The following is a 24,688-nucleotide window of genomic DNA, read 5'->3' on the forward strand; positions in this document are numbered from 1 at the left end:
CAGGAACGGCGTGTTCTCACTCCAAGGCGCGCTCAACCACCCACGGATGCGTCACAAGAGCCAAAAATATGCAGAACGGCGGTGCGGTGAGTGTGGTTCGACGCCTAGCGTCATCGCAACGGCGATCGCCACCTCTGGCGGCGCCGACGACGTTTCCGCCGGTTCATCCGCGAGGACCCACGATGACCCAACTTGCCGCAGCCCCTGCCGTCACGGCGACGCCACTCGACGACGCGCAGGCCCAGCTCGCAGATGCTGTCGAGTTCCTCGGCTACAGCCAGGGCATCCACCGGATGCTTGCCACACCGCGCCGGGAGATCACGGTCAGCATCCCGCTTCGCCGCGACGACGGGAGCGTCGAGCTGTTCACGGGTCATCGCGTCCAGCACAACTTCTCGAGGGGGCCGGCCAAGGGCGGGCTGCGGTTCAGCCCGGACGTGTCCCTGGACGAGGTTCGCGCGCTCGCGATGTGGATGACCTGGAAGTGCGCGCTGGCGGACGTCCCGTACGGTGGCGCCAAGGGAGGTGTCTGCATCTACCCGCAGGAGTACTCGGTGACCGAGCTGGAGCGCGTTACCCGCCGCTACACGAGCGAGATCTCGCCCATCCTGGGACCGACGCGCGACATTCCCGCTCCCGACATCGGCACCGATGAGCAGACCATGGCTTGGCTCATGGACACCTACTCGGTGGGCAAGGGCTACACGGTTCTCGGCGTCGCCACCGGCAAGCCGCTGAGCCTCGGTGGATCCCAGGGACGAGCCAGCGCAACCTCTCGCGGCGTGGTCCACGTGGCCCTCGCGGCAATGACGAGCCGTGGACTCGATCTCGAGACCTCGACCGCCGCCGTCCAAGGGTTCGGGAAGGTCGGTCGCGGCGCAGCACGGTTCCTCGCCGAGGCCGGCGTACGCGTGGTCGCCGTCAGTGACCAGTACGGCGCGGTCCACTCCGGTAGCGGCCTCGACATGGCCGCCCTGGAGAGGTTCGTCGACGACAACGGGACGGTCGCCGGGTTCCCGTTGGCGGACGCCACGTCGAACGAGGAACTCCTCGAACTCGACGTCGACGTGCTGGTACCTGCGGCAGTCGAGTCGGTGATCAACTCCGCCAACGCGAGTCGAGTTCGTGCGCGCATCGTGGTGGAGGGCGCGAACGGCCCGACCACCGCCGATGCCGACCAGATCCTCCAGGCGAACGGCACCCTGGTCGTACCCGACATCCTGGCGAACGCCGGCGGCGTGATCGTGTCGTACTTCGAGTGGGTGCAGGCGAACCAGTCGTACTGGTGGTCCGAGGCCGAGGTGGAGTCGCGTCTGGCGGAGCGCATGACCGACGTCTGGAGCCGGGTCGGCGAGTTCGCATCGGGCCGGGGTCTGTCGCTTCGCAGGGCCGCGACCTCTCTGGCCGTCGAGAGGGTCGCTCAGGCTCACCTCCAGCGCGGGCTCTACCCGTGATGGGGCGCGCTCTCGCGGGATTCAACCGAATCCCGCATGGCGATCGGCGCAAGGCGATGGTCCCGCCGCGGTCGCTGCTCGCCGTACCCGCGAGCAAGCCCCGACTCCTCGAGTCCGCGCTGCGCCGGCCGGTCGCGGCGCTGATGGTGGATCTCGAAGACGGTGTCGCGCCGGCCGACAAGGACACTGCTCGCACCCTGGCGCTCGAATTCGTCAAGGTCGAGTCCGGGCGGGCCCCGCTGACGGTACGCATCAACGACCCCCTCACCGGGGTTGGCCGGCGCGACCTGCGAGCGTTTCTCGCCGATGGGCTGGACCTCGCAGCCGTCGTCGTCCCGAAGAGCACCGCAGCCTCGATCGCCTCGGTCGCCGGCCTCGTCACGTGCCCGTTGATCGCGTTGGTCGAGACCGCGCAGGGCGTCGAAGAGGCCCGCGACATCGCCGTCCACCCCGCCGTGGTGGGTCTGATGTTCGGAACGGTCGACTATGTCGCCGATCTCAGCTCTGCGGGGGGCTGGCACGTCGGTGACCTGACCTGGGCGAGCAGTCGCATCGTCAACGCCGCAGCCAGCGGTCGGGCGTGGGCCCTGGCGGGCCCCAGCACGTCACTCGAGGACGGGGACGAGCTCGCTCGAGAAGTCCTCCGCGACCGCAGCCTGGGATTCGCCGGCAAGCTGTGCATCCACCCTGGCCAACTCGACCGGGTCAACTCGGCGTTCGGGCCGTCGGACGAGCAGGTCGCATGGGCCGAGCGCGTCCTGGAGTCGATCGGCGATGTCGACGCGGGTGCCGTGCGCGTGGACGGGCACATGGTCGACAAGCCCGTAGTCGATCGGGCGCGCACCATCCTCGCCGCCAACGGCCAGGATCGGAGCGTTTCCGAGTGAGACTCGATGGACCTCTTGCCGATGACTTCACCATCGGTCAGCCTCTCGAGGTTGCGCCGTCGATCACCATCGACGAGGGATTGGCCGCTGCCTACCAGGGCATCACCGGGGACTCGATGCGACTGCCGCTGAGCGCCGTGGATTCCGCCGCCGTCACGGCTCGCTTGCGTCGACTGGCGAACCCGGGCCTGGTTCTCCAGGTCGCGATCGGGCAGTCGACCGTCGCGACACGGCGGGTGATCGCCAATCTCTTCTACCGAGACGTGGCGCTCCACCGCCAAGTGCATCTCGGCGACACCCTCACCACCAGGGTGACCCCCGCAGCCCTCGAGCTGACGAAGGCCGGCCCTCGCGCACGGCGCGGCAAGGTGCTGCTCCGGATGGAGACGGTGGATCAGGACGACCGGACAGTTGCGCAGTTCTCACGACTCGCCCTGATCCCGTGCCGTGACCCGGATCAGGTCGTCGAGGCGGGGACCGTAGGAGCTGCGGAAGCCGATCGACCCCTGTGGGAGTACCTCCGGTTCGTGCCGTCGAGCTGGGACTTCTCGTTGTTCCCAACGACCTACCCCGGCCGGAACGGCGCGACCCGGGACCCGCTCTCCGACACGGTGAGCAGCGCGTTGGAGCTGGTTCGGCTGACCCAGAACCAGGCCGCCGCGCACCGGGACTCGGGCCTCGGGATCGACGGTCGGCGTCTCGTGTACGGCGGTCACGCCATCGGACTGGCCCAAGCCTCGTTGGCCCGCCTGGTGCCGGGTCTCATCACCGTCCTGGGGTGGCGCAGCTGTGACCACCTCTCACCCGTCTTCGAAGGCGACACCCTCGACTTCTCCGTCGAGGAGGTCGACCGCCACCCCGTCGACGAGCACGCGTCCGTCATCGGGTTCCAGGTGGTCGTCGCCGCACGGGCATCGACCGCCAACGCCCGCGCCCTCCCCGCCGATGTCCTGGACTGGCGCCCCGTCGTCCTCGTCAAGACCGCACGCAACGACGTCCAGGAAGCAGACTGATGAGTGGACTCCGACTCCTCGAAGGCATCCGCGTCGTCTCGCTCGAGCAGTTCATCGCCGGACCCCACTGCACCGCGATCTTGGCTGACGCCGGCGCCGAGGTGATCAAGGTGGAGCGACCCGGTGCCGGCGACCCCAGGCGTACCTATGAGCCGCGGCTCGGGCCCGCGGACGACTACGTCTCCGGTGGATTCGCGTCCTACAACCGCGGCAAGCGCTCCGTCGAGCTGGACCTCGGAAGCCCGGACGACAAGACCATCCTCCGGGAGCTCCTCGCGACCGCGGACGCATTCGTCTGCAACAACCGCCCAGGCTCCCTGGAGCGCATGGGCTTCGGCGTCGAGACGCTCCGAGAGGAGTTCCCCAGCCTGATCATCTGCGAGATCTCGGGCTTCGGAGTGTCCGGCGGACCGTACGCCGAATGGCCCGCTTTCGACTCCGTGATCCAGGCAATGAGCGGACTCAGCAGCCTCATCGGGCCCACCGCCGACGGGCCGCCCGATCTCGCCCCGATGGGCACGATGGACCTCCTGGCCGGCATCCACGCCGCCCTCGGGATCCTTGCTGCACTGGTCCAGCGAGGCCGCACCGGGCAGGGCACGCACATCGACGCAGCGATGTACGACATCGGCGCCGCCTTCCTCGAGCGCCCACTGACGCTCCACGAGTTCACGGGCGAAGTCCCCACCCGCGGCATCGACCGCTTCAGTCCGGTCGGGGCCTTCCGCGCCGGCGATGGTGGCTGGATCTCGATCGTCATCCCGACCGACGAGATGTGGTCGCGTTGCTGCGCCGCCATGGGTCGGCCCGAACTCGTGTCCGACCCGGCTCTGGACACCGTGCTCAAACGAGCAGACCGCATGAAGGACCTCGTCGTTCCCGCATTCGAGTCGTGGGCGGCCGACAAGACTCGCGAGCAGGCCGTCGAGGCGCTCCGACGCGCCGGGCAGCCTTCCGGGATCGTGCAGACCGTCGACGAGGTCCGCAACTGTCCCCATCTCGCACATCGTGGCCTCTTCGCGCCGATGGTCGACGACCGCCTCGAGCGGCCGGCCGGCACGTACCCAGCCCTCCCGCATCTCCCGCTGCTCTTCGACGGCCGAGCCGCCGAGCCGGGACTCGTGCCACGCCTTGGCGCTGACAACGAACTGCGAGACACCGCCCGAGACGAAGGGACGTCATGACTGCCAATCCCACAGGCGCGCCAGTAGTGACCGCCACGGACCTCTACATCGGTGGCAACTGGCTGCCGAGCACCTCCGGCGATCGGTTCGACGTCGAGGACCCGGCCACGGGAGAGGTGCTGGCGACGGTCGCCAACGCCACGGTCGAGGACGGCCGGGCGGCAGCTGCCGCAGCACAGGACGCCGCCGAGGACTGGCGCCGGGCTGCTCCCCGAGAGCGGGCAGAGCTCCTGCGAGCGATGTTCGACGAGCTCACTGCGCTCACCGATCTTGCGGCAGAGCTGATCGTTGCCGAGAACGGCAAGCCCATGGCAGACGCGCGCGCGGAGGTCGCCTACGCGGCGGAGTTCTTCCGTTGGTACGGCGAGGAGGCAGTGCGGTTGCCGGGCCACCTCACGATGTCTCCGAGCGGGGTACGTCGGATCATCGAGATCTCCGAACCGGTCGGTGTCTCCCTTCTCATGACCCCCTGGAACCTGCCTGCCGCCATGGTCACCCGCAAGATCGCGCCGGCACTCGCCGCGGGGTGCACGGTCGTCGTCAAGCCGTCGTTCCAGACGCCTCTCACGGCACTACTGATCGCGCAGGTCGCGGAGAAGGTCGGAGTGCCGGCCGGCGTCATCAACGTCATCCCGACCACCCGTGACGTCGAGGTCGTCGGAGACCTGATCGCCGATGGGCCCGTCCGCGCTCTCTCGTTCACCGGTTCCACCGCCGTCGGACGGCAACTCCTGGCACAGGCGAGCTCACGCGTCCTGAAGTGCTCGATGGAGCTGGGTGGCAACGCTCCGTTCGTGGTGTTCGAGGACGCAGACCTCGATGCCGCCGTCGCGGGCGCGGTCGTGGCGAAGATGCGCCACAACGCCGAGGCGTGCACGGCTGCGAACCGCTTCCTGGTCCACCGTTCCGTGCACGACGAGTTCGTGCAGCGGCTCGGGTCGGCCCTGTCGTCGATGAAGATCGGACCCGGGTCCGACCCCAGCGTCGACGTGGGTCCGCTGGCCAGCAGGCAGGCGCTCGAGAGCGTGAACGCCGCTGTCGCTGCCGCACTGGCCGACGGTGCGCGCGAGGTCTCGTGTGGATCGGCACCCGGCGGCGGGTACTACTTCGCGCCGCGGTTGCTGGTCGACGTAGATCCCCATGCCGCCGTCTTGCAGCACGAGATGTTCGCGCCTGCTGCACCCGTGGTCGCCTTCGAGTCGGAGTCGGAGGCGATCGCCCTTGCGAACGGAACCGACATGGGCCTGGCGGCCTACGTCTACAGCGGGGACCTGAGCCGCGCGCTCCGCATCGCCGAGCGGATCGACGCGGGGATGGTCGGCATCAACAGCGGACTCCTCTCAGACCCTGCTGCCCCGTTCGGCGGCATGAAGCAGAGCGGTGTCGGCCGCGAGGGCGGGCGACACGGCATCACCGAGTTCCTCGAGACCAAGTACATCGCCGTCACCTGGTGACGTCACGCCCTTCTAGAGATCACGGAGCCACCATGGAGCAGCAGCGCATCCTCAAGACCGCGATCCCGGGACCGAAGTCCCGCGAGCTCGCGGCCCGGCGCGACGCCCATGTCGGGCGCGGCGTCGCGTCGCTCCTGACGATCTACATGGCCGAGGCCGCCGGCGGGGTGGTGGCCGATGTCGACGGAAACCAGTTCATCGACCTGGCTGCCGGGATCGGCGTCACGACCGTCGGAGTCTCGGCTCCCCGCGTCGTCGACGCGGTACGGGAGCAGGTCGCTCTCGCGACCCACACCTGCTTCATGGTCTCGCCCTACGAGAGCTACGTCGCGGTCTGCGAGCGCCTCAACGAGTTGACCCCCGGCGACCACGCGAAGTCCACGGTCCTGTTCAACTCCGGCTCCGAGGCTGTCGAGAACGCGGTGAAGGTCGCCCGAGTGGCCACTGGTCGACAGGCCGTGGTCACTCTGGACAACGCCTACCACGGTCGGACCAACCTGACTCTTGCGATGACCGCACGGTCCGCCCCCTTCAAGCAGGGCTTCGGGCCATTCGCTTCCGAGGTCTACCGCGTACCCGCGTCCAACCCGCTGCGCGACGGCCTGGACGGCCCCGCAGCTGCCGCTCGCACCATCGAAGCCATCCAGACACTCGTCGGCGCGGCGCAGGTGGCCGCGATCGTCGCAGAGCCCATCGCCGGCGAGGGCGGGTTCGTCGTGCCGGCTCCTGGCTACCTCGGCGCGCTCGCCGAGTTCGCTCGTCGCAACGGAATCCTGCTCGTCGCGGACGAGGTACAGAGCGGCATCGGACGGACGGGGACGTGGTTCGCCATCGAGCACGAGGATGTCGTCCCCGACATCGTGACCGTCGCCAAGGGCGTGGCCGGCGGAATGCCGCTCTCGGCGATCACCGCACGCAAGGAGCTGATGGACCAGGTCGGACCCGGCGGTCTCGGTGGCACCTACGGAGGGAATCCGGTCGCCTGCGAAGCAGCCCTCGGCGCACTCGAGACGATCGAGGCGGACGGGCTGCTCGACAACGCCGTCAAGATCGGCACCATCGTTCGGGAGATCCTTGAACCGCTTGTCCGGAGCCACCCGACCGTCGCCGAGGTGCGCGGACGCGGAGCGATGATGGCAGTCGAGCTCCTCGACGCGGATGGGCGGCCGGGCACCGAGCTGTGCGGCCGGGTGATCGCGAGTTGTCACCAGCAGGGGGTGATCGTCATGAACTCTGGCCCGCACCGCAACGTCGTTCGCCTGCTCCCGCCGCTCGTCATCGAGGAGGGACTGCTGCGCGAGGGACTCGGAATCCTGGCGCAGGCGATCGTCGCCGAGTCGGCAGCAGTGTGACGACAACTGCGACAGGTGCGCGCCGCTGACTCTCGGCGCAGTCCTGACCGCAGCCGAACGCGACGAGATCCCTGTGCTCGGTCCGGCCAAGTCCCCTGGTCGATGGCGTCCTCTGCTCCGCGCTCGCCGGCCCGGTCGAAGCGGACGCTCGAGGGCTAGGGCGGAGCCCGATCGCCCGGGGTGTCTTGGTCTGTCTCCAGATACCCCCTAGGGTATCTGGAGACCCCGTCGTGAGGAGACCGAGATGACGACCGCGCGAACCGGCCCCGTCGAGCGCCGGCCCCGGAACCCCGGCGATGTGCCGTGGTCGGTCGGCCGACTGGGCCGCATCGGCCTCTGGGTGACCGACCACGCCAGACTGACCACGGCCGTCTGGCTGCTCGTCGTCGTCGGGCTGGGCCTCTTCGCGCCCCGCGTCGAGGCGAATCTGTCCGGTGCGGGCTGGCAGGCGGCGGGCTCGGAGTCGGTCGCGGCTCGCGAGCTCGCCCGCGAGCACTTCGGCGGCTCGTCCAGCTCCGCGATCCAGGTCGTCGTGCACAGCGGCTCCGGCCCGGTCGATGCCGGGCGTGGAGCGCAGGTGATCGCCGAGGCGACCCGCATCCTGAGCGCCGACGACCGCATCGCCGGCGTGATCGCGCCGCAGGCCGGCGCCACGCTCTCCGCGGACGGGAGGACCGCCGTACTGGTTGCCGGCGCCGCCGCGGACACCAATGACATGGTGCGCGCCGCGACCGACCTGAAGGGCCCGTTGGAGGAGCTCTCCGGCGGCGGGGTCGAGGTGTCCGCGACGGGCGCCTCGATGCTGTGGTCGGACTTCAACGAGGCCAACCTGTCGGCGATGCTGAAGTCCGAGATGATCTCGTGGCCGGTGACCCTGGCCATTCTCGTGCTCGCCTTCGGCGCGCTCGTCGCCGCGGGGCTGCCGCTGCTGCTCACCCTGGCCGGCCTGGTCGCCTCCGCCGGGTCGTTGGTGCTCATCAACGAGCTGGTCCCGGTCTCCATCTGGGCGATGAACTTCGCGATGATGTTCGCCCTCGCGCTAGGCATCGACTACGCCCTGTTCCTCGTCGTCCGGTTTCGCGCCGCCCGGATGGGTGCCCACGAGACCGCACGCGAAGCGGTTGCCGAGACGATGGACACCGCGGGCAAGGCCGTCCTGCTCTCCGGGCTCACGGTGCTCATCTCGCTCTCGGCGGTGATGCTGGTGCCCTCGCCCGCGTTCCGGTCCATGGCGGGCGGCATCATGCTCTCGGTGCTGTTCGTCCTCGCCGCGACGCTGACACTGCTCCCGCTGGTGCTGGTCAAGCTCGACGGGCGCATCGACAAGCTCGCTCTGCCGTGGGTGCACACCGGTGAGCACCGGTCCCCGAGGTTCGCGGCCTGGGGCCAGCGGCTGTGGCGTCGGCCGGTCGCGTACGGCCTCGGTTCGCTCGTGGTGCTGGCGGCGCTCGCGGCGCCGGTCCTGGGCCTGAACACGGCGATGCCGTCCATCAAGGTGCTGCCCGACGACGCGAGCGCGCGTGTCGGGTACGACCGGGTGCAGGCCGCCTTCGGCGACGGGGCACCCGGCACCCTGACCGTCATCACCTCCGCGGGAGACGCCCCGGCCGCTGCCGCCGTCCTGGGCGAGGACCCGGGCATCGCCGGCGCCATGCCCGCGGTCCCGGCAGCCGATGGCAGCGACCTGGCGCTCATCCAGGCCGTCCCGAAGGTCGACCCGTCCGACCCCGCCCTCGGCGCGACCGTCGACCGGCTGCGTGCCGACCTGCCGAGCTCGGCCAAGATCGGCGGCGCCGCGGTCGAGAACCTCGACCTCAAGGCCCAGCTCGACACCTCGACGCCGCTGGTCATCGGTGTCGTCCTGGCGCTCGGGTTCCTCCTGCTGCTGTTCGCGCTCCAGGCGCCGCTCATCGCGCTGCTCGGGACCCTGGTCAGCCTGCTCTCCACCGCCGCGGCGTTCGGGGTGGCTCGGCTGGTGTTCCAGGACGGATGGGGGGCCGGGCTCCTCGGGTTCGAGTCCCAGGGATTCCTCGATGCGTGGGCGCCGGTGTTCTTCTTCGCGATGATATTCGCCATCGCGATGGACTACACCGTCTTCCTGCTCGCCTCGGCCAAGGAGCACTGGGAGAGGTCGGGCGACGCGCGCGAGGCGATGGTCGGCTCGCTGGCGCACTCCGGCCGGGTGATCTTCGCGGCCGGCGCGGTCATGGTCGCGGTGTTCTTCACCTTCGCGCTCTCCGGTCCGCTGCCGCCCAAGGAGATGGGCGTCGTCCTGGGCCTCGCCGTCCTCCTCGACGCGTTCCTCGTCCGCCTGGTCCTGCTACCGGTGCTGCTGCGGCTGACCGGCCGCGCCGCCTGGGCCTGCCCGACCTGGTTGCGGCGCCTCCTGCCCGACATCCAGTTCTCCCACGGCTGACAGAGACAGGGAGTCACCCTCATGACCGGCAACTTCACCCTCGCCACCGTCCTGGACGCTCCGTTCCCGGAGGCGTTGAAGGCCACCCGCGAGGCGCTCGCCGCGAACGGGTTCGGCATCATCACGGAGATCGACCTGGCGGCCACGCTGAAGGACAAGCTCGACGTCGACCTGCCACCTCAGGTCATCCTCGGCGCCTGCCGGCCTCAGCTCGCGTACCAGGCCATCCAGGCGTCCCCCGCGATCGCCGCCGTGCTGCCGTGCAATGTCGTGGTCCGCGCCCAGGGGGCGAGCGCTACGGTCGTGGAGGCGTTCGACCCGTCCGCGATGACCCGCATCGCGGACGACGCGGCGCTCGACGCCGTGGTCGCCGACGCGCGAGAGCGGCTCGTCGCGACCCTCGCCGTGCTGGACCGCGACCCTGCGAAGAAGGAGTAGCGATGGATCTGGACCCCGCCGAGATGACCCCGGTCATCAACCGCATCAAGCGCGCGCAGGGCCAGCTGGCCGGGGTGCTGCGGCTGCTCGAGGAGGGCCAGGACTGCGAGAAGGTCGTCACCCAGCTGGCGGCCGTCTCCAAGGCCCTCGACAAGGCCGGGTTCGCCATCGTCGCGTCCGGCCTGCAGCACTGCCTCGCCTCCGAGGAGGGGCTCGACGGCCTCGACGCGAAGAAGCTGGAGCGGCTCTTCCTCTCGTTGGCGTGAACGGGGACCTGGATGGATCCCCGGTCAGCCGGGGAAGCCTGACGTTGTCAGGCGTTGCAACCCCTGACAACGTCAGGGATCACCGGCCAACCGGGGATCCATCCAGCAACCTCACAGCGGATGTGCAAGCTCGTCCCGTGGCAGTTGGTCGGCCAGGATGGTGAAGGCGATCGCGGACCCGGCCCGGCTCCGCCGGCTGTCGCTGGTGGTCTCGCACGCGGACGGGGAGGCCTGCGTCTGCGAGCTCAACGACGCGTTCGACCTCTCGCAGACGACGATCAGCCACCACCTCAAGCTGCTGCACGAGGCCGGCCTCCTGGGCCGGGAGGAGCGCGTGTCGGGGTCTACGACCGCGTGACCGCTCCGCTCGTACGCCGGGCGGCGGCTGAGCTGGTCGGCACGGCATTCCTCGTGGCGGCCGTCGTCGGCTCCGGCATCGCCGCGCGACGGCTCTCGCCCGACGACGCGGGTCTGCAGTTGCTCGAGAACAGCCTCGCCACCGGCGCCGTGCCGGTCGCGCTGATCCTGGCCCTTCAGCCGGTCTCGGCGTCGTTCAACCCGGTCGTGACGCTGGTTGAACGCGTCCTCGGCCGGATCGACTCGGTCACCGCGGGCGCGCTGGTGGTGGCGCAAGTGGTCGGCGGCGTGCTCGGCGCGGTCGTCGCGAACCTGATGTTCGACCTCGACGCGGTCTCGATCTCCGGCACCGGGCGCGGCGGTTCCGGGCAGCTGCTCGCCGAGGTCGTGGCGACGCTCGGGCTCGTGCTGGTCGTGTTCGGCACGCTGCGCTCGCCCCGCGTCGAGACCGCCGCGTTCGCCGTGGGCGGCTACATCGCGGCGGCGTACTGGTTCACCAGCTCGACGAGCTTCGCGAACCCGGCCGTCATGCTGGCGCGCACGCTGTCGGACACCTTCGCCGGCATCGCACCGGCCTCGGTCCCCGCCTTCGTCCTCATGCAGTTGATCGGCGGCGCCCTGGGGGCTGCGCTGGTGGTGCTGCTCCACCCCGCTCCGCAGGAGGCGTGATGTCCCGCCCGACCGTGCTCTTCGTCTGCGTTCACAACGCCGGCCGCTCGCAGATGGCGGCCGGCTACCTTCAGCGCCTCGCCGGTGACCGGGTCGAGGTCCTCTCCGCCGGCTCCCAGCCGGCCGACCGGGTGAACCCGGTCGCCGTCGCGGCGATGGCCGAGGACGGGATCGACATCGCCGCCGGGCAGCCGAGGCTACTGTCGGAGTCGGCGGTCCGCGAGGCCGACGTCGTCGTCACGATGGGCTGCGGCGACGAGTGCCCGTTCTTCCCCCGGCAAGCGCTACGAGGACTGCGTCCTCGACGATCCGGCCGGCCAGGGCATCGAGGCCGTGCGGTCGATCCGCGACGAGATCCGCCGCCGGGTCGAGGGGTTGGTCGCGAAGTTGGCCCCGTGACCGCCGTACCGCTCTCCGGGTCACGTCATGCCGCTGGTGGTAAGTGCCTGGCTTTCTGCCGCGGTGGACGAGCACGGCCAGCGTCGGGAGTTGCGCTCGGTCGAGAGCGAGCGTCCGTGTGCCGACGTCCGGACGCTCGCCAGCGGGGGCGTGCGCCCAGGCCAGGTGGCCGGCCCATGGGGACTTGTCATCCGTTGGCTTTGCCTTCGAAGGTCCGATGTCCTGAACCAGAACACTTCCACCCCCGACCGCGTCACGGCGGCTCCCGGGGGGGCTCGTCCGGCCCGGCCCGGTCCGGGTCGTCGAAGCGATGGGCGTCCTCGCGGGAGTGTCGTGCCGTCTGATTCCGGCGGACTGGGGGGCTGAGAGCAACTGCTCGGTCGATCAGCTCGATCGGTGACCGATTGGAAGCATTGTCGCCGAAACATCTCGCAAAAGTAAAGATCTCATCACATCTGACAGAAGTTCTGAAAGTTGGACATTTGACGTGAGAGGGTGTCTCGGACAGAATCCCGTCGCGTACCCGACCCCAGCGGAGGCACCTGTGCCGTCTCGATCAGCACCCAGTTCGGTCGCGGGGTCCGCGCGCCCGAAGTCGTATATGGCAGGCGTCTCGACCATGATCCAGAAGCCCCGCCCGGCCGTCGACCTCGACCAAGTGGACCGCGCTCTGCTGGCGCTGCTGCGTCAGGACGCGAGGCAGTCGCAGCGCGAGCTCTCCCGCAAGATCGGGATGTCCGCGCCGGCGATCGCCGAGCGCCTTTCGCGGCTGGAGCGCAGCGGAGTGATCCGCGGCTACTCAGCCACCATCGACTGGTCGGCGGTGGGCCTGCCGATGCTCATCTATGTCTCGATCACCGTCACGCCCGGCGTCGCGCTCACCGACCTGCTCAAGGATCTGGCCAGGCTCGAAGGTCTCCAGGACCTCCACTTCGTCACCGGTGAGTACGACCTCGTCGCGCAACTGCGCCTTCGCGACTTCGCGCACATGCAGGAGGTGATGCTCGACCAGTTGTGGCCGATCGACGGGATCCAGCGTCTCGAGACCGTCGTCAGCCTCGGCGAGGCGCCGGTTGCCGACGCGCTCGCGAACTCGCTGCCGATGCCGGAGGACCGGTGATGCCGCCAGTGCCGGGGCACGGCTCGGCGATCGTGTCGGGCGCGGCCTCGGGAATCGAGGCCGCCACGACCGAGCGCCTGGGTCTGATCGCCACCCCTATGAGCCGAGCGTCGATCGAGCACCCCGAACGCGGGCCGGCACTCCTGTCCCGCATCCCGCTCGGTCGTGCCGCGGAGCCGGGTGAAGTGGCCGACGTGATTTGCTTCCTGGTCTCCACCGCGGCGCGCCACATGTCGGGCGCCGTCCTCCCCGTCGACGGAGGGTGGACCGCACATGCCTGATTCGGAGATGTCTCGGACCTTGCCTCTACCAGGGAGGGTCCACGTTCCAGTGCGGTGGCAGCCGCACCGGAACACGGACCGGAAGATCCGCCGAGAGGAGGACCAGTCGGTGAAGGCGCTCGCCGCCTGAATACGGACCCTGAACGACGGGTCCGCATCCACCGCTCGCGCGGTGCGTCGTCAATCTCGCTCAACTGATACGGAGAGACACCCTCATGAAAAAGACTACACCCACGCGTGGCTCCGCCCTGCTCGTCGGCACTGCGGTCATGGCCCTCGCGGTCAGCGCCTGCGGCGGCGATTCCGGTTCCGCCGGGGGCAGTGACGGCCCCATCAAGCTCGCCCTCGTCGCGCCGCTGACCGGCTCGGCGGCGTCGTACGGCTTGGAGGTCCAGCAGGGCATCGATCTTGCGGTCAAGACCATCAACGCCGACGGTGGCGTCGACGGGCGCAAGATCGAGGTCGACACCTTCGACGACAAGTGTTCCCCGACCGACGGCGCGACGGCGGCGAACGCCGTCGTCAGTCGCGACTACGCGGCTGTTGTCGGCCAGGTGTGCTCGGTCGCCGTGCAGTCCGCGGTGCCGATCTACAAGCGCTACAACATGCCGATCGTGGCTGCCGCGGCCAGCTCGCCGACCCTCGCCGACCTCGACTACGAGGGCTTCAACCGGGTGATCCCCGCTGACGACATCACCGTCGCCAACGCGGTCAAGCTCGCGGTCGCTCTCGACCTGCCGAGGCTCGGTGTGCTCTACCCGGCCGACGACTACGGCCAGGCCCTCGCCCAGGTCGTCAAGGACGCCACCCAGGAGTACGGCGCCGAGGCCGTGGCGATGGAGAGCTACACCCCGGGTCAGACCAACGACTACTCGCCGCTGCTGGCGAACATCGCCCAGGCCGACCCCGACGCTTTCTTCCTCGGTGGGTACGACGCCGACATGGGCACCGCGGTCAAGCAGAGCACGCGTGCGTTCGGCGGCCAGGAGTTCCCGATCGTCAGCAACAACAACGTGCAGACGGACAACTTCATCAAGCTGGCGGGTGCCGCCGGCGAGGGTGCCTACATCATCCCGGTGTACGCCCCCGAGATGCCCACCGAAGGCAACGCGGAGTTCGTGAAGGCGTTCGAGGATGAGTACGGCAAGACTCCGGGCACGCAGGGCGCCATGGGTTGGCAGTCGATCCAGGTGATCAAGGAGGCCGTCAAAGCCAACGACGGCAGCACCGAGGACCTCATGAAGGCGATCCGCTCGGTGTCCTTCGAGAGCGTGGCCGGTCCGATCGAGTTCGACGAGAACGGCGACAACATCGGCGGTTCGAGCGTCGTGCTGCGGCTCCAGGGCGGCAAGTGGGTCGTCGATGAGGAGACGTCCGCGGCGATGGCGGCCGAGTAGCTGCCTCCGGGTGGGGGCGGGCGACCGACCCCACCCGGGTCCCCCGTACCGAAAGGAAATCCGACCGATGCAGTTCCTGGTCACCCAGCTGTCCAACGGCGTCGCCGCCGGGCTCGTGTACGCGATGCTCGCGGTCGGCTACAGCCTCGTCTACGGCATCCTGGCGCAGATCAACTTCGCCCACGGCTACATCTACATGATCGGCGCCTTCACGACGCTGAGCGTGGCCGGCACCGGCGCGGGCCTGGTGATCGGGATCCTGTCCGGCGTCCTGGTGGGCGCGATCGCGGCCGTCGTCATCGAACGACTGGCCTACCGGCCCGTCCGCGAGAACCGACTGGCACCGACGGTGACCGCGGTGGGCGTCGGCCTCGTGCTGGAGAACATCGCCCGCCTCATCTGGGGCACCCAGGTGCGACCGATGCCGTTCCCCTGGCAGGACTCGACGTTCCAGGTCTTCGGACTGACGTTCTCCCCGCTCCAGGTCGTCATCCTCCTCACCGGCGTGGCGATGGCGGGCGGGCTGTGGCTACTCACCACCCGCACCAACCTGGGTCGCGCGATGCGCGCCGTGCGCGACGACCTACCCACGGCGGAGCTGATGGGTATGCCGGTGAACCGGGTCGTGGTCGGCGTGTACGTGCTGGGCGCCGTGCTCGGCGTCGTCGGCGGCATCCTCTACGGCGGCTACTACGGCAGCATCTCCGTGGCGATGGGCTTCGCCGGTACCCTCAACGCGTTCACCGCCACGGTGATCGGCGGCATCGGCAGCATCTGGGGTCCCTTCTGGGGCGGCCTGATGCTGGGCGTGATCCAGGCCCTGGTAGCCGGCTACGTCGACTCGGCCCTGCTCAACACGGTGACGTTCGCGCTGCTCATCGCGTTCCTTCTGCTCCGGCCCAGCGGCCTCGCGGGCGTCACGACGGCGAACCGGCTATGAGCGCGCGCCCCCCCGCATCTACGACCGAGGACTCCACGACGATGAACGCCAGCACGGGCTTCCACGCGGTTGCGACGCCGTACGTCGACGCCGAGGAGAGCCGGTTCTCGAGGGGACAGCTGCTCGGCGCAGCCATCGGTGTCGCCGCTGTCCTGGTCGTGATCGTGCTCCCGTACACGGACCCGTCGCCCGCCCTCTACGGCGCTGCGCTGATCACGATGGTCTACATCCCCGCTGCCCTGGGGCAGAACCTGATCCTGGGCAACGCCGGTCTCCTGGCCATGGGCCAGGCCGCGTTCATGGGCGTCGGCGCCTACACGGCGGCGATCCTCGGGACCCGGTGGGAGCTGGACGGCGCGATCACCATGCTCGCCGCGGTCGTCGTGGCCGGCGTGGCCGGCGTGCTCGTCGGCATCCCAGCCCTGCGCATCCGCGGCGACTACCTCTTCATCGTGTCTCTCGGGTTCAACCTGATGGTGATCGACCTCGCGGTCCAGTGGGTCGACGTCACCGGCGGCGCCTCCGGCCTCGCCGGCATCCCGGACCTGACGCTGTTCGGCTGGGAGGTCGGCTATGGCACGAGCTTCTACATGGTCAACCTCGCCGTCGTCGCGATCGCGTGCCTGGTCACCTGGGTGCTCGTGACCTCCCGCTTCGGCAAGACGGTGGAGGCCCTGCGCGACGACACGCCCGCTGCGCTGTCGGTCGGCATCCGGCCCGACATCGCCCGGGTGGCGATCTTCGGGATCGGCTCTGCCCTGGCGGGCCTGAGTGGGTGGCTGCTCGACTACAACCTGTCCTTCGTCGGCCCGCCGTCGTTCAACGTGCAGGTCAGCGTCCTGATCTTCGAGATGGCCGTCATCGGCGGGCTCGGACGGGTCTCCGGATCGATCATCGGCGCGGTGATCATCATCTTGATCCCGGAGATGCTGCGCCCGATCCAGGACTACCGCGACATCATCGGCGGCCTCTTCATCGTGGTCCTGATGATCGTGCGCCCGCAGGGCCTGCTCGGCAAGACGAAGATCGTCAATCTGATCAAGAAGTGAGGGCCAGTTCCATGCAAGGACTTTCCGTCACGGGGTTGACCGTGCGGTACGGCGGCGTCACCGCTCTGGACGCCGTCGACGTCGAGGCGAGGCGAGGCGCGATCACCGGCCTGATCGGCCCGAACGGGTCGGGCAAGAGCTCGTTCATCAACGTCGTGTCGGGTGCGCTCGGCACCCGCTTCGAAGGCTCGGCCGCCCTCGACGGGGTGGACCTGCGCAAGGTCAAGGCGCACGGGCGCGCGAAGCTCGGGATGGGCCGCATCTTCCAGGGCATCCGGCTCTTCGACACCCTGACTGTCGAGGAGAACATCCTGCTGGGGAGCCACTCGAGCTACCGGCACGGCATGGCGGCCAGCGTCCTCCGGACGCCGGCCGCCCGGCGCGAGATGCGTGAGCAGCGCGAGAAGGCGCACGAGCTGATGTCGATGTTCGGCACCCGGCTGCTGCCCCGGCGCAAGCACCAGGTGCTGTCGCTCAGCTATGCGAACCGTCGGCGCGTCGAGCTGTCCCGGGCGCTGATGACCGATCCCAGCATGATGCTGCTCGACGAGCCCATGGCCGGGATGAACCCGCACGAGACGGAGGAGCTGTCCGCGCTCCTCCGCCAGCTCTCGACGGAACGCAACATCTCGATGCTCCTGGTCGAGCACAAGATGCCCGTCATCACGGAGCTCTGCTCCGACGTGTACGTCCTCGACGCCGGAAAGGTGATCGCCCATGACACCCCCGCCAACGTCCAGAATGACCCGGTCGTCGTCGAGGCATTCCTTGGCTAGCGAGGCGAGCGGCGGTGCGCCGCTGCTCGAGCTCCGCGGTGTCAGTGTCGTCTACGGCAAGTTCCAGGCACTGAGCGAGGTGAACTACCGGGTCCTGCCCGGCCAGGTCGTCGCGCTCCTGGGCGGCAACGCTTCGGGCAAGTCCACGAGCATGAAGACGATCTGCGGCACCACCAAGGTGACCTCCGGCGACATCTACTGGCACGGCCAGAAGGTCACCGGCGACGACACCCCGACCCGGATGGCGCGCGGCATCGGCGTCGTCCCAGAGGGACGGCGCGTCTTCGCCACGCTCACGGTCGAGGAGAACCTCAAGCTCGGCATCTGGTCGGGTGGCGGCGACATCGACGAGCAGGCCGCCATCGGCGAGATGCTCGAGCTCTTCCCGCCGATGAAGAAGCTCCTGCACCGGCCGGCGGGCGTGCTGTCCGGCGGCGAGCAGCAGATGGTCGCGTTCGCACGCGCGCTGATCAAGCGGCCCGAGCTGGTGCTGATGGACGAGCCGTCGATGGGCCTGGCGCCGGCGCTGGTGAATCGCTGCTTCGAGATCATCGAGCAGGTCCGCGAGACCGGCGTCAGCATCTTCGTCGTCGAACAGAACGCGCGCGCGGCCTTGAAGATCGCCGACTACGCCTACGTGCTCTCCTCGGGCAGCGTCGCGCTCGAGGGTACCCCGGACGTCGTCGAGAACGACCCGGTGATGGCCGAGGCGTACCTCGGGAAGAAGGCTGTCTGATGGCGGGCGTGCCGGTCGAGGACCGGCTGGCCATCCAGGAGCTGTTCGCGCGTTACACCTGGGCGCTCGACACCAACGACGGTGCCGCCGTTGCGGCCCTCTTCGTCGAGGACGGCGAGTTCGACGGCAGCGCCGGATCCTGGCGAGGTGCCGACGAGATCGCCTCGATGGTGTCCGGAGCCCGGGAGGGCGACGGCGACTTCCGGAGCCAGCACTGGACGGCCAACTCCGTCTACCACGGCGGCGCGGACCGGTGCGAGGTCGTCTCGATGAGCATCGCCCCGGCCATGCACGACGACGAGTTCCGGATGTCGTTCATGGCCTACTACGTCGACATGTGCGTGAAGCGGGACGGGCAGTGGCTGTTCGAGCGCCGGCGGTTCCGGTTGTGGGACGGGCAGGGAGCCCTGGCCGTCGAGTTCTTCGAGAAGTGGGAGCGATAGGACACCGATGACGAGCAGTGAGATCAAGGTCGGCGCCAAGATCGACAACTTCGGGGAGCGCTCGGCCGGCCTGACCGCCGTTCGGGACGCCCGCGCGGCCGAGGAGGCCGGGTTCGACTCGCTCTGGATGAGCGACCACATCCTGATGCCGACCGAGACCTCGTGCCGGTACCCGTTCTCGGACTCCGGCGAGATGGTCTGGAACCCGGCCGGCCCCTGGTACGACGCCCTCATCTGGGCGGCGACGCTCGCGGCGTCCACGGAGCGCGTGGAGATCGGCACCGCGACGCTGATCCCCGGGCTGCGCAACCCGCTGGACCTCGCCAAGCAGATCGCGACCATCGACGCCCTCTCCGGCGGCAGGTTCGTGCTCGGTGCGGGCGCGGGCTGGCTGACCGAGGAGTTCGAGGCGCTCGGCTACTCGCCCGAGGGACGCGGCGCCCGCCTCGACGAGTGGATCGAGATCTGCCGGGAGGCCTGGGCAGGGTACGTCGAGCCGAGGGAGGGCCGCTTCTTCAGGCTCGACCGGCCAGTCCACATGGTCCCCACGCCGGCTCGCGACGTCCCCGTGCTGTTCGGCGGGATGAGCGACCTGGCCCTGAAGCGGGTGGCGCGCCACCACGCCGGGTGGCTCCCGCTGCTCAAGCCGTCGGAGGACCCGCTCGAGGTGCTCCCGGCGGGCATCGAACGGATCCGGCAGCATGCCGCCGGCGCCGGCTCGCCGTACGAGACCTCACCCCGGGTGATGTACAACGCCGCGGATCCGGCCGACGTCGGGCGCCTGCTCGACGCCCTCGCCGAGGTGGGGGTCACCGACGTGATGGTGGACGTCGACTTCGACGACCCCGACGGTCCCCGGCGCGCGATCGACCAGGTGCGCGGATGAGCGCCGACCGGATGCCGGTGGCGGTGGTCACCGGCGCCGGCACCGGCATCGGGCGCGCCTGCGTGGAGCGGCTGCTCGGCGACGGCTACCGGGTCGCCATGCTCGGCCGGCGGGAGCAGGTGCTGCTCGACGCCGCGGTCGAGCTCGACCCGGCCCGCGACCGGACGACGACCGCCACCTGCGACGTGTCGGACCCGGTCTCGGTCGACGAGGTGCTCGGCCGGGTCGCGGCCGAGCAGGACGGCCTCGACCTCCTGGTCAACAATGCCGGCCTGCTCACGCCGGTGACCATCGCCAGGACCACCGACGAGGACTGGTCGAGCATGGTCCAGGCGAACCTCGGCGGCACCTTCCACGGGCTGCGGGTGGCGACTCGTCTGATGCGCGAGTCGGGACGGGGCGGTGCCGTCGTCAATGTGGCCTCGATGCTGGGCGCGCTCGCCGTCGCCGGCTTCGGGGCGTACGGCGCCACCAAGGCCGGGATCATCCAGCTGACCAAGGTCGCCGCGCTCGAGTCCGCCCGGTACGGGATCCGCGTGAATGCGGTGCTCCCGGGCTACGTCGCCACGCCGATGAGCGACGCCGCCCAGGCGGACGAGCAGATGATGGAGAGCATCGTCGCCCGGATCCCGCTGGGCCGGTTCGCCGGGCCCGAGGAGATCGCCGACGCCGTGGCCTACGTCGCCGGTGCGCAGTACGTCACCGGCTCCACCCTGCTCATCGACGGCGGCTACAGCCTGCGACCCTGAGCCGCGGTCATCCTCCGAAGTACGCCGCCCCGGCGCGCTCGGGACCGTCGGGGTCGGTCCACGCGACGTCGACGATGACGTCGTCGACCCCGAGGCCCGCCAACTCCGGGAGGACCCGGGCTACGTCGGCGGGCCGATCGGCCGAGCCGCCGATGCGCGTGGTGATCCGGGGCCGACCGGCGCCGCTGCGGTCCGCCGACTGGGCGACGGCCTCGACCTGCTGGGCGAGCCGGTCCCGGTCGAAGTCCGGGAACACCACATGGCCGACCCAGCCCCCGAGCCGGCCGGCTCGCCGCAGCGCCACCGGGTTCAGTCCGCCGACGAGGACGGGGAGGTCGCGCGCGGGGACCGGGTACGTCGCCGCGTCGACCGGCAGCCGGTAGAAGGCGCCGTCGATGACGCCCGGCTGACCGGTCCACACCGCCCGGGCCACCGCGACCCACTCCTCGAGGCGCTTGCCCCGCGAGGCGAAGTCGATGTCCAGCGCGGCGTACTCCTCGGCCATCCAGCCCGCGCCGACCCCGCAGATGACGCGGCCGCCTGCGAGCGCGTCGATGCTGGCGAGTTGCTTGGCCGTGATCACCGGGTCCCGCAGCGCCGCGACCAGCACTCCCAGGCCGAGCTCGACGCGGGAGGTCGACTCGGCCATCACCGCGAGGGCGATCAGGGAGTCGAACCACGGGGTGGTGGGCACCCACTCCGGACGGGCGTCGCTGGTGAAGGGATAGGGCGAGTCCACGACCATCGGCTGGAGCACATGGTCGGTGGTCCAGACGCTGGCGAAGCCCGCCTCCTCCGCCCGCCGGGCCATCGACCCGAGGCCGAGGGTGGCGGGCAGGTCTCCGTCGTTGGGGACCTTGACGCCGACGCGGATCATGCCGGGTCCAGGGCGAGCTCGCCGAGCCGGGCACCGTGACCGGTCTCGATGCACCACTGGGCCAGCAGCTCCACGCCACGGCGGATCGTGGACTCGTCGGAGGCGAGCGAGAGCCGGATAGAGGAACGGGCCGTGCTCCCGAAGGCCGTCCCAGGAGCGACGGCGAGTCCACGCTCGACGAGGTCCAGAGCGGCGAGGCGGCCGTCGACGCCGGGGGCGAGCGGGACCATCTGGTAGAAGGCGCCGCGGGGACGGACGACATCGAAGCCGGCCTCCTGCAGGAGGCCATGAGTGAGGTCGCGGCGGCGCGCGTACGTGGTCCGCATGTCCTCCACTGTGTCCCACGGCCCGGTGATCGCGGCGAGCGCCGCCTTCTGGCTGATCGCCGAGCAGCACGAGATCAGCGGCTCCTGGAGCACCAGGAGCACGTCGGCGAGCGGGCGCGGGCAGGCGAGGTAGCCGGTCCGGTACCCCGTCATCGCGAAGGTCTTCGAGAAGCTGTACACGCCGATCACATGGTCCGGGGCGTACCTCGCCGCGTGCGCGGGCTCGCCCTCGAAGATGAGGTCGTCGTAGACCTCGTCGGAGAGGACCCAGATGCCGCGCGCGGCCGCGAACTCGACCACGGCGCGCACGGTCTCCGCAGGCCACACGGCCCCGGTCGGGTTCCCCGGCGAGTTGATCACGATCATCCGGGTCCGCGGGGTGACCAGGCGCTCGAGCTCCTCGACCTGCGGCGCGAACTCGTGCTCGGGCAGCAATGAGTAGGGGACGTTGCGCGCGCCGACCATGGTGGCCAGCATTGCGTAGTTCGGGTAGCCGGGGTCTGGGATGAGCACGTCGTCACCGGGCGTGAGGATCGCGTGGAAGCACGCTGCGATCCCCTGGATCGCGCCCTGGCTGACCACCACCTGCCACGGGTCGTAGGGCATCCCCACCCGGTCGGTGAGGCGCGCCGCGAGGGCCTCCCGAAGCGGGAGGATGCCGACGCTCGGCGTGTACAGGACGGGCTCGTCCGCCGCCGCGTGCGCCGCCGCGACCACATGAGGGGGCGGCGCGAAGTCGGGCTCGCCGATCTCGAGCCGGAGCAGGCGATCGGATCCGATGGCGAACACGCGGTTGACGATCTCCCGGATCCCCGAAGGGGGGAGGTTCACCGCCACAGGGTTCAGCTGCATGTCTTCTTCCGTCCTCCGCGAGTGAGTGCGTGAAGTCTAAGGCAAAGATGCTCCAAGATCTAAAAAAACTGGTATGTTCGTTCCAGAAATGGGTGGGCGATCGCCTGGAGGTGACCTGTGGAGCTGGGTGTGGGTCTGTGGACCGGTCAGGCGACCGCGCTGGCGCCGCGGCACCACGCGGCGGCGTACCGCGAACTGGTGGACGAGGCGCGCCTGGTCGAGGCCCTCGGCTTCGACGCGCTGTGGATGTCCGAGCACCACTTCTACTACGACGGGTACTGCCCGGCACTGCTGACGGCCGCCGGTGCGGTGCTGGCGGCGACCGAGACGCTGCGTTTCGGCACCGGCGTGCTGCTGCTGCCCTACCAGGACGGCGACCGGGTGGCGTCCGCGGTGACCTCGCTGGTCGAGGCGCACGGACCACGGCTCGAGCTCGGGCTGAGCATCGGCTACCGCGATGCGGAGTTCGACGGGAAGTCCGTCAGTCGGAAGACCCGCCTGGCCCGGCACCTGGCGTCGGTCGAGGTGCTCAGATCCCGGGTCGCGTCGGGGTCGGTGCGGATCTGGATGGGTGCGCAGGCCGAGAAGAGCGTCCGGCGCGCCGGTGAGCTCGGCCTCGGCCTGTTCCTCCCGGGATCGATGTCGGTGGCGCACGTCTCCGACCTGGTGGCACTCCACACGGCGGGCTGGGAGGAGGGAGGCCGGCCGGGCGGCACGCCGCCGAAGGTGGCCGCCCTGCGGAACGTGTGGATCTGCGAGGACGAGGGCGAACGGGCAGCCGCCGAGAGCTGGGTCCGGTCGAGCTACGTGCTCTACCAGGGTCTCGGCTATGCCATCGCCGCCACCGAGAACGCCGGAACGATCGACTTCGCGAAGCAGTTCCAGGAGGCCGCCGACGACGTCGTGCGCACCTCGCTGGTGGGGTCCGCGTCCCTGGTTGTCGACGGCCTCGCCGAGCTCGCCGAGGCGGGTGTCGGGGTCACGGTCCTGCGGATGAAGCTGGAGGGCGCGCCGCCGACGGCCGTTCGGGAGCAGCTGCACCGACTCGCCGAGCAGGTACTCCCCGTGCTGACGGAAGAGGTGCCGGCGTGAGATTCGGTCTGGAGCTCCCCGACGGGGACCACGCGGCGTGGGCCCGGCGCGCCGACGCCGCAGGCCTCGGCTTCGTCGTCGTCAGCGCGCCGCCCGGCGCCGAGGCGGCGGCCGCCGCAGCGGTGGCCGTCGACACCCGGGACGTCCGGGTGGTGGTCCGGCTGGAGCTGGGGCTCGAGAACCCGGTGACGCTCGTGGAGGAGCTGAACGTCCTCGACAACATCTCCGGTGGTCGGGCGGTCGCGCTCTTCGCTGCGAGCGACGTCCCGGAGGACCGGCTCCGCGAGGAGCTGCAGGTCTGCGTGCTCGCCGGGTCGCAACGGCCGTTCACGTTCGACGGCACCTGGTGGCGGGTCCCCGGGCGGTTGCCCGAGCACCAGGCCCCCGAGTGGCTCCTGGTCACGCCGCCGCCCACGCAGCTGGTCGTGCCGCTCTGGTCGGAGCACGGGCTCCCGCGCGTCGACAGGGTGACCCCGGTTGCCCAAGTGCCCGAGCGGGTCGGGACCGGGCCGGTCGCGCCCGTCGAGCTGCAGCTCACCGGCGACCTCGAGCAGGACCGCGCCGCGGCGGCGCGCTGCCGCGACGCCGGCGCTACGCACTGCCTGGTGACCCTCCCATGCGGCACGTCGCGCGAGCAGGCCTTCGCCGACCTCGTCCGGTACGTCGTACCCGACTCGGCGATGGTCGCGTTCCCGCGCGTCGTCGCCGAGGTCGACCTCCCCGCCCCCTGGCCCCGCTCCACACCCGACAAGGAGAACGCCGATGACTGAGCCCCTCGAGCTGACCACCCAGGATCGTCTGGAGATCCTCGAGCTGTTCGCCCGCTACAACTGGGCGCTGGAGATGAACCGGCCCGAGGACGCCGGCGCGCTCTTCGCCGAGGACGGCGTCTTCGACGGCGCCAGCGGCGTCTACCACGGGCCCGCCGAGGTCGCCCGGATGGGCGCGAAGTCCCGTGCGTCGGACGGTCCGATCAACTCCCAGCACTGGATCACCAACCACGTCTTCACGGGCACGACCGAGCGCGTCGAGGTCCGCTCCATGGCGATGGGCCCGGGCATGGACGGGTCGACGTTCCACATGACCTTCCAGGGCTACTACGTCGACGACATCGTCAAGGTCGACGGGCAGTGGCGCTTCGCCTACCGCTACTTCCGCTACTGGCGCGGTCCTGTCACCGAGGGCGCCGAGCCCTGGCTCACCGAGCGGATCCGCTGACGGACACCGGCGGCCACGGCCGCCCGATCCGGACCGCAGCGGTCCGGGAGGAAAGGC

26 protein-coding genes and 1 pseudogene are annotated in these 24,688 nt (G+C 70.0%); 25 read left to right on the plus strand and 2 right to left on the minus strand.

The window, feature by feature from the left end:
* The first annotated feature begins 182 nt into the window (after window positions 1-182).
* The 22 genes and pseudogenes from ACYVKX_RS12160 (at window position 183) to ACYVKX_RS12265 (ending at window position 20,266) form a co-directional block, all read left to right on the plus strand.
* Window positions 183-1,454: a Glu/Leu/Phe/Val family dehydrogenase gene (locus tag ACYVKX_RS12160; protein ID WP_460832542.1), complete on the plus strand. Its 1,272-nt coding sequence runs from the start codon at window positions 183-185 to the stop codon at window positions 1,452-1,454.
* A gap of 56 nt (window positions 1,455-1,510) precedes the next feature.
* On the plus strand, window positions 1,511-2,341 hold the full coding sequence (locus ACYVKX_RS12165) for an HpcH/HpaI aldolase/citrate lyase family protein (RefSeq protein WP_460832545.1): 831 nt from the start codon (window positions 1,511-1,513) through the stop codon (window positions 2,339-2,341).
* Window positions 2,338-3,354: an acyl dehydratase gene (locus ACYVKX_RS12170; protein ID WP_460832548.1), complete on the plus strand. Its 1,017-nt coding sequence runs from the start codon at window positions 2,338-2,340 to the stop codon at window positions 3,352-3,354. Before ACYVKX_RS12165 ends, ACYVKX_RS12170 begins: the two co-directional genes overlap by 4 nt.
* Entirely contained in the window at window positions 3,354-4,538 is a 1,185-nt protein-coding gene (locus ACYVKX_RS12175; RefSeq protein ID WP_460832550.1) for a CaiB/BaiF CoA transferase family protein, read from the plus strand. Before ACYVKX_RS12170 ends, ACYVKX_RS12175 begins: the two co-directional genes overlap by 1 nt.
* A gap of 26 nt (window positions 4,539-4,564) precedes the next feature.
* Window positions 4,565-5,992: an NAD-dependent succinate-semialdehyde dehydrogenase gene (locus ACYVKX_RS12180; RefSeq protein ID WP_460832552.1), complete on the plus strand. Its 1,428-nt coding sequence runs from the start codon at window positions 4,565-4,567 to the stop codon at window positions 5,990-5,992.
* 32 nt (window positions 5,993-6,024) lie between these two features.
* On the plus strand, window positions 6,025-7,344 hold the full coding sequence (locus ACYVKX_RS12185) for a 4-aminobutyrate--2-oxoglutarate transaminase (RefSeq protein WP_460832556.1): 1,320 nt from the start codon (window positions 6,025-6,027) through the stop codon (window positions 7,342-7,344).
* A gap of 244 nt (window positions 7,345-7,588) precedes the next feature.
* Entirely contained in the window at window positions 7,589-9,760 is a 2,172-nt protein-coding gene (locus ACYVKX_RS12190) for an MMPL family transporter (protein ID WP_460832558.1), read from the plus strand.
* Window positions 9,761-9,781: 21 nt separating this feature from the next.
* Window positions 9,782-10,198, plus strand: a complete 417-nt coding sequence (locus tag ACYVKX_RS12195) for a DUF302 domain-containing protein (protein WP_460832560.1) — start codon at window positions 9,782-9,784, stop codon at window positions 10,196-10,198.
* Window positions 10,199-10,200: 2 nt separating this feature from the next.
* On the plus strand, window positions 10,201-10,464 hold the full coding sequence (locus ACYVKX_RS12200; RefSeq protein ID WP_460832562.1) for a metal-sensitive transcriptional regulator: 264 nt from the start codon (window positions 10,201-10,203) through the stop codon (window positions 10,462-10,464).
* Window positions 10,465-10,621: 157 nt separating this feature from the next.
* Complete coding sequence (locus ACYVKX_RS12205; RefSeq protein WP_460832567.1) at window positions 10,622-10,822, plus strand: ArsR/SmtB family transcription factor; 201 nt, start codon at window positions 10,622-10,624, stop codon at window positions 10,820-10,822.
* Complete coding sequence (locus tag ACYVKX_RS12210; protein ID WP_460832571.1) at window positions 10,819-11,490, plus strand: aquaporin; 672 nt, start codon at window positions 10,819-10,821, stop codon at window positions 11,488-11,490. The genes ACYVKX_RS12205 and ACYVKX_RS12210 overlap by 4 nt, the downstream gene beginning before the upstream one ends.
* A pseudogene (locus ACYVKX_RS12215) lies at window positions 11,490-11,889 on the plus strand (arsenate reductase ArsC). Before ACYVKX_RS12210 ends, ACYVKX_RS12215 begins: the two are co-directional and overlap by 1 nt.
* 619 nt (window positions 11,890-12,508) lie before the next feature.
* A complete protein-coding gene (locus ACYVKX_RS12220; protein ID WP_460832573.1) occupies window positions 12,509-13,009 on the plus strand; it encodes an Lrp/AsnC family transcriptional regulator in 501 nt (166 codons plus the stop codon).
* Window positions 13,009-13,290, plus strand: a complete 282-nt coding sequence (locus ACYVKX_RS12225; RefSeq protein WP_460832575.1) for an SDR family oxidoreductase — start codon at window positions 13,009-13,011, stop codon at window positions 13,288-13,290. The genes ACYVKX_RS12220 and ACYVKX_RS12225 overlap by 1 nt, the downstream gene beginning before the upstream one ends.
* 269 nt (window positions 13,291-13,559) lie before the next feature.
* Window positions 13,560-14,687, plus strand: coding sequence for a branched-chain amino acid ABC transporter substrate-binding protein (locus ACYVKX_RS12230; RefSeq protein WP_460832577.1), 1,128 nt, complete (start codon window positions 13,560-13,562; stop codon window positions 14,685-14,687).
* 67 nt (window positions 14,688-14,754) lie between these two features.
* Window positions 14,755-15,627: a branched-chain amino acid ABC transporter permease gene (locus ACYVKX_RS12235; protein WP_460832580.1), complete on the plus strand. Its 873-nt coding sequence runs from the start codon at window positions 14,755-14,757 to the stop codon at window positions 15,625-15,627.
* A gap of 41 nt (window positions 15,628-15,668) precedes the next feature.
* Entirely contained in the window at window positions 15,669-16,676 is a 1,008-nt protein-coding gene (locus ACYVKX_RS12240; RefSeq protein WP_460832583.1) for a branched-chain amino acid ABC transporter permease, read from the plus strand.
* A gap of 11 nt (window positions 16,677-16,687) precedes the next feature.
* Window positions 16,688-17,452: an ABC transporter ATP-binding protein gene (locus ACYVKX_RS12245; protein ID WP_460832586.1), complete on the plus strand. Its 765-nt coding sequence runs from the start codon at window positions 16,688-16,690 to the stop codon at window positions 17,450-17,452.
* The gene (locus ACYVKX_RS12250; RefSeq protein ID WP_460832588.1) at window positions 17,445-18,188 is read left to right on the plus strand and encodes an ABC transporter ATP-binding protein; all 744 of its coding nucleotides are present in this window, start codon (window positions 17,445-17,447) and stop codon (window positions 18,186-18,188) included. Before ACYVKX_RS12245 ends, ACYVKX_RS12250 begins: the two co-directional genes overlap by 8 nt.
* Window positions 18,188-18,631 carry a nuclear transport factor 2 family protein gene (locus ACYVKX_RS12255; protein ID WP_460832591.1) on the plus strand — a complete coding sequence of 148 codons (444 nt, stop codon included), beginning with the start codon at window positions 18,188-18,190 and terminating at the stop codon, window positions 18,629-18,631. Before ACYVKX_RS12250 ends, ACYVKX_RS12255 begins: the two co-directional genes overlap by 1 nt.
* 7 nt (window positions 18,632-18,638) lie before the next feature.
* Window positions 18,639-19,517 carry a TIGR03619 family F420-dependent LLM class oxidoreductase gene (locus ACYVKX_RS12260; protein WP_460832593.1) on the plus strand — a complete coding sequence of 293 codons (879 nt, stop codon included), beginning with the start codon at window positions 18,639-18,641 and terminating at the stop codon, window positions 19,515-19,517.
* Complete coding sequence (locus ACYVKX_RS12265; RefSeq protein WP_460832596.1) at window positions 19,514-20,266, plus strand: SDR family NAD(P)-dependent oxidoreductase; 753 nt, start codon at window positions 19,514-19,516, stop codon at window positions 20,264-20,266. Before ACYVKX_RS12260 ends, ACYVKX_RS12265 begins: the two co-directional genes overlap by 4 nt.
* Before the next feature lie 7 nt (window positions 20,267-20,273).
* On the opposite strand, the gene ACYVKX_RS12270 is transcribed toward ACYVKX_RS12265, so the two are convergent.
* Window positions 20,274-21,143: a TIGR03619 family F420-dependent LLM class oxidoreductase gene (locus ACYVKX_RS12270; RefSeq protein ID WP_460832598.1), complete on the minus strand. Its 870-nt coding sequence runs from the start codon at window positions 21,141-21,143 to the stop codon at window positions 20,274-20,276.
* A complete protein-coding gene (locus tag ACYVKX_RS12275) occupies window positions 21,140-22,300 on the minus strand; it encodes a pyridoxal phosphate-dependent aminotransferase (RefSeq protein WP_460832601.1) in 1,161 nt (386 codons plus the stop codon). The genes ACYVKX_RS12270 and ACYVKX_RS12275 overlap by 4 nt, the downstream gene beginning before the upstream one ends.
* A 150-nt stretch (window positions 22,301-22,450) precedes the next feature.
* Here ACYVKX_RS12275 and ACYVKX_RS12280 point away from each other — a divergent pair, with 150 nt between their 5' ends.
* Genes ACYVKX_RS12280 through ACYVKX_RS12290 form a run of 3 tightly spaced genes read left to right on the plus strand, consistent with a single transcriptional unit; the run spans window position 22,451 to window position 24,631 of the window.
* On the plus strand, window positions 22,451-23,413 hold the full coding sequence (locus tag ACYVKX_RS12280; RefSeq protein WP_460832603.1) for an LLM class flavin-dependent oxidoreductase: 963 nt from the start codon (window positions 22,451-22,453) through the stop codon (window positions 23,411-23,413).
* Window positions 23,410-24,183, plus strand: a complete 774-nt coding sequence (locus ACYVKX_RS12285; protein ID WP_460832605.1) for a hypothetical protein — start codon at window positions 23,410-23,412, stop codon at window positions 24,181-24,183. Before ACYVKX_RS12280 ends, ACYVKX_RS12285 begins: the two co-directional genes overlap by 4 nt.
* Window positions 24,176-24,631, plus strand: coding sequence for a nuclear transport factor 2 family protein (locus ACYVKX_RS12290; protein WP_460832607.1), 456 nt, complete (start codon window positions 24,176-24,178; stop codon window positions 24,629-24,631). Before ACYVKX_RS12285 ends, ACYVKX_RS12290 begins: the two co-directional genes overlap by 8 nt.
* Window positions 24,632-24,688 lie beyond the last annotated feature (57 nt).

Source organism: Nocardioides hungaricus (genome assembly GCF_054782915.1).